This window comes from Noviherbaspirillum sp. (genome assembly GCF_035654295.1).
In the GTDB taxonomy this organism is placed as follows: domain Bacteria; phylum Pseudomonadota; class Gammaproteobacteria; order Burkholderiales; family Burkholderiaceae_D; genus Noviherbaspirillum.
On record NZ_DASRXF010000218.1, the window covers coordinates 1 to 4,674 of the forward strand.

Sequence of the window (4,674 nt, forward strand, 5' to 3'; positions counted from 1 at the left end):
GGCGCAGAAGGCGCCGACACTGGCGACGAAGTTGTCGCTGATGTCGAAGTAGAAGATCTTGATGTCCAGGCCTTCGAAGTTGCGGTAGGGGTTGGCCGTGTCGCCGTCGAATACGAAGTAGCGTACCGCGCCGAACACGCCGCGCGCGGCGGCGAGCAGAATGACGGTCCACAGCAGCGCGCGCGAATCCTCCTCGCTGTCGAAAGCCATGATGACGATGTACATGAACACCATCATGTTGATCACGTTGAAGATGCCGTTGTAGCCGAGGATGACGTTGAGCTCGATGCCTTCCATCAAGCCGACGACGATGTGGCCCGCGATCAGGAACACGAAGGCAGCGAAATACTTGCCCATCGAGGGCGCCAGCTGCGGCCCCACGGGATTGGCCAGCCGCTTGAGCATCGCGGCGAACCCCGCCGTCAGCAGCACCAGGTTCAGCAGCGAGAAATAGAACATGCCGGAACCGCGCGAATAGATCGTGGTCTCGGTGGTCAACTGGCCCCAGGTGGAGTCTGAAAAGACGAACAGCACGCCGATGAAGCCGAGCGCGACCAGCTGCGGCGCCTTGATGACGAAGCCGAACACGATCGGGATCAGGAACAGGGCGGCAACCAGGTTGGTAGTGACCTCGGCGGGTGTCAGGGCAGGTGTCATGGTTGTGCTAGAGGATGTTGTGAACGGGTCGGGTCAGCAGCAAGGCCGGCGCGCCGGATGGTCGCTTGGCGGCTTGCGGCGCAGGGCGCGCCGCATCTCTTCCAGGCTCGGACAGTGGAATGCGCCTCCGGTATCCAGCCAAACCGGCCGGAGGGATCGAAGCGCCGCCTCAGGGCTGATGCTGATACTCCGCCTTGAAACATTCATAGGTTTCCTTGATGCCTTCGCCGAGGCGCATGCCCGGGCGCCATCCCAGCGAAGTCAGCTTGGCGGTGTTCATCAGCTTGCGCGGTGTGCCGTCGGGCTTGCTCGTATCGAACTCGATGTCGCCGCCGAATCCGACCACCTTCCTGATGATCTCGGCAACTTCCCTAATTGTGACGTCCTCGCCTGTACCTACATTGATATGGGACAACATGGGCGTCGTATGCTTTTCATAGACGGAGCGAGCGAGACTCATCACATGCACGCAGGCGTCGGCCATGTCGTCCACATAGAGGAATTCGCGGCGCGGCGTGCCGGTGCCCCAGATCACGACCTTGGAGGCGCCGCTCAGCTTTGCCTCGTGGAAGCGGCGGATGAGGGCGGGAATGACGTGGCTGTTTTCCGGATGGTAGTTATCGCCGGGCCCGTAGAGGTTGGTCGGCATGACGCTGCGGAAATCGGTCCCGTACTGGCGGTTGTAGCTCTCGCACATCTTGATGCCGGCAATCTTCGCGATGGCATACGGCTCGTTGGTCGGCTCCAGCGCGCCGTTCATCAGGTACTCTTCGCGGATCGGCTGCTCGGCCAGCCGCGGGTAGATGCAGGACGAGCCGAGGAACAGCAGTTTCTTCACGCCGGCGCGCCATGCCTCGTGGATCACGTTCGATTGCACCATCAGGTTGTCGTAGATGAACTCGGCCGGATAGGTATTGTTCGCGTGGATGCCGCCGACGCGTGCCGCCGCGAGGTAGACCTCGTCGATCTGCTGCGAGGCGAAGAATTCGCGCACTTGCTGCTGGTCCGTCAGTTCGAGCTCGGCATGCGCGCGGGTGACAATGTTCGTGTAGTCGCGCTTGCGCAGCGCGCGCACGATGGCCGATCCGACCAGGCCGCGGTGGCCGGCAACGAAAATGCGTTTGTTCAAATTGTCTTTCATGTGCGTCCTCAGTGATGATGGGTGCCTGTGACCGGAGCATCAGTCGTGGTAGAGATGCGGGGCACAGTCGTGTTGCTGGTACAGATGGTCGCGTGCGGCGGCATCCAGGTCGCACTGCACCATCTCGCGCACCAGCTCCTCGAACGGCACCTTGGGCTGCCATCCGAGCTTCTCGCGCGCCTTGGTGGCGTCGCCGACCATGCAGTCGATGTCCGTCGGCCGGAAATAGCGGGGGTCGACGCGCACGATCACCTGTCCCTCGCGGACGTTGGCCTGCGGACCGGGATTGACGACGGTGGCCGTCTCGTCGACGCCCTTGCCGTCCCATCGCAGTGTCATCCCCAGTTCGGCCGCTGCCGCGTTGACGAAATCGCGCACGCTGCGCTCGATGCCGGTGGCGATGACGAAGTCCTCGGGTTGTTCCTGCTGCAGCATGCGCCACTGCATTTCGACGTAATCGCGCGCATGGCCCCAGTCGCGGCGGGCGTCGAGATTGCCGAGGTAGATGCAGTCCTGGTGGTCGAGCACGATGCGCGCAAGGCCGCGCGTGATCTTCCTGGTGACGAAGGTTTCGCCGCGCAGGGGCGACTCGTGGTTGAAGAGGATGCCGTTGCAGGCGTACATGCCGTAGGCTTCGCGGTAATTGACCGTGATCCAGTACGCGTAAAGCTTGGCGATGGCGTACGGACTGCGCGGGCGGAACGGGGTGTCTTCCGATTGGGGCAATGCCTGCGACTGGCCGAACATCTCGGCCGTCGATGCCTGGTAGAAGCGCGTCTTTTTCTCGAGGCCAAGCCGGCGCACGGTTTCCAGGATGCGCAGAGGACCGAGTGCGTCGGAGTTGGCGGTGTATTCCGGCTCGTCGAACGAGACCGCGACATGGCTTTGCGCGGCGAGGTTGTAGATCTCGTCCGGCTGGGTCTCCTGAATGATGCGCATGATGGATGCCGAGTCGGTCATGTCGCCGTGGTACAGGATGAAGCGGCGCTCGTCTTCCTGCGGGCCCTGGTACAGGTGGTCGATGCGTTCGGTGTTGAAGCGCGAGGTGCGCCGCTTCAAGCCGTGCACGACATAGCCTTTGCCGAGCAGGAATTCGGCGAGGTAGGCGCCGTCCTGTCCGCTGACGCCGGTGATCAGCGCTACTTTCCGGTTCCCGCCGGCGGCGCTGCCGGATTCCTTCGCGGCCGCCTGTCTTGTCGAAAAGTCCTTCATGTTCATGGCTCAGCTCGCTAGTGCGACGGGTTCGACCGCGACAGACTCTTGCGGCACCGCCTGGCGCGGATGGGGGGCATGGCCGAAGGGCAGGTTCTGCAGGAAGGAGCGGAACTCTTCGCGCACTTCCGGGTGCCGCAGCGCAAATTGCACGGTCGCCTGCAGATAGCCCAGCTTGCTGCCGCAGTCATAGCGGATGCCCTCGAACTGATAGGCAAGGACGGGCTCCTGCGCGAGCAGGGAGGCGATGCCGTCGGTGAGCTGGATCTCGCCGCCGGCGCCGGGACGCACTTCGCGCAGGTGCTGGAAGATGGCCGGGCTGAGTACGTAGCGGCCGACCACGCCGAGGGTGGAGGGCGCCTTTTCCGGCGCCGGCTTCTCTACGATGCCGTTGAGCTTGATCAGGCGCGTGTCGCAGGTGGCGCCGGAGATCACGCCGTAGGAGCGGCTCTGTTCGCGCGCAATGGTTTCCACGCCGATCAGGCTGGTGCCGTGGCGTTCGTAGAGTTCGGTCATCTGCTGCATGACCGGGGTCTGGCCGTCGAGCAGGTCGTCGGCCAGGATCACGGCGAAGGGCTCGCCGTTGACCAGGCGCTCCGCGCACAGCACCGCATGGCCGAGTCCGAGCGCTTCTGCCTGGCGCACGTAGAAGCATTCGACGTTGTCCGGCTTGATGCCGCGGATGACTTCCAGCAGCGCCGTCTTGTTGCGCGCCTCCAGTTCCGCTTCCAGTTCATACGCCTTGTCGAAATGGTCCTCGATCGCGCGCTTGTTGCGCCCGGTGACGAAGATCATTTCGGTAATGCCCGCGGCGATGGCTTCTTCCACCGCATACTGGATGAGCGGTTTGTCGACGATCGACAGCATCTCCTTCGGGCTGGCCTTGGTCGCCGGCAGGAAACGGGTGCCGAGGCCGGCAACGGGAAAAACGGCTTTGGTTATTTTCTTGCGCATGGTTTTCTTTGTGGTTTCTTCGGTTAAGAAAGCAAGTTCGCCTGTTGCGGGTTCCAGCCGCCGCAGGCGGTCCTTGCGCATGTGGCCTGGCGGAATCAGGCCGGCGCGCGGCGTACCCGTGGCTGCACGTCAGTAAGCGTTGGTTCCAGTCCAGCCCTTGAATGCGGTCCAGAGGATGATTCGCACATCCATCCACAGCGACCAGTTCTGGATGTAGTGGAGATCGAACTGGACGCGCTTGGCCATCTTGTCGACCGTGTCGGTTTCGCCGCGGTAGCCGTGGATCTGCGCCCAGCCCGTGATGCCGGGCTTCACGCGGTGGCGCAGCATGTACATCTCTAGCAAATCCTTGTACATCTCGTTGTGCTGGAGCGCGTGCGGCCGGGGGCCGACCACTGACATGTCGCCCAGCAGCACATTGATGAACTGGGGCAGCTCGTCCAGGCTGGTCCTGCGCAGGAAGGCGCCGATGGACGTGATGCGGGGATCGTTGCGCGTAGCCTGGGTGACGACGCCTTGTTCCTGGTGCACTTTCATGGTGCGGAACTTGTAGACGTTGAACTGGCGTCCGTTCAGGCCGAGCCGCGGCTGCCGGAAGAAGACCGGGCCCGGCGAGGATTGCTTGATGAGGACGGCGATCACGATGAACAGCGGCAGCAGCAGGACCAGCGCGACGATGGCGAACGCCTTGTCGAAGATGTCCTTGAGGA

General features: G+C 63.0%; 5 protein-coding genes. All 5 read right to left on the reverse strand.

Features of this window, described 5'->3' with window-relative positions; genetic code table 11:
• A partial coding sequence (locus tag VFF99_RS20420; protein WP_325020766.1) for a hypothetical protein occupies positions 1 to 657 on the reverse strand: 657 nt, incomplete at its 3' end.
• 169 nt (positions 658 to 826) lie between these two features.
• Positions 827 to 1,798 (reverse strand): GDP-L-fucose synthase, encoded by a 972-nt coding sequence (gene fcl / locus VFF99_RS20425; protein WP_325020767.1) that lies wholly within the window; start codon positions 1,796 to 1,798, stop codon positions 827 to 829.
• Between the two features lie 39 nt (positions 1,799 to 1,837).
• On the reverse strand, positions 1,838 to 3,016 hold the full coding sequence (gmd, locus tag VFF99_RS20430) for a GDP-mannose 4,6-dehydratase (RefSeq protein ID WP_414691564.1): 1,179 nt from the start codon (positions 3,014 to 3,016) through the stop codon (positions 1,838 to 1,840).
• A gap of 3 nt (positions 3,017 to 3,019) precedes the next feature.
• Complete coding sequence (galU, locus tag VFF99_RS20435) at positions 3,020 to 3,964, reverse strand: UTP--glucose-1-phosphate uridylyltransferase GalU (RefSeq protein WP_325020768.1); 945 nt, start codon at positions 3,962 to 3,964, stop codon at positions 3,020 to 3,022.
• A gap of 129 nt (positions 3,965 to 4,093) precedes the next feature.
• The coding region (locus VFF99_RS20440; RefSeq protein WP_325020769.1) for an exopolysaccharide biosynthesis polyprenyl glycosylphosphotransferase at positions 4,094 to 4,674 on the reverse strand (581 nt) is incomplete at its 5' end.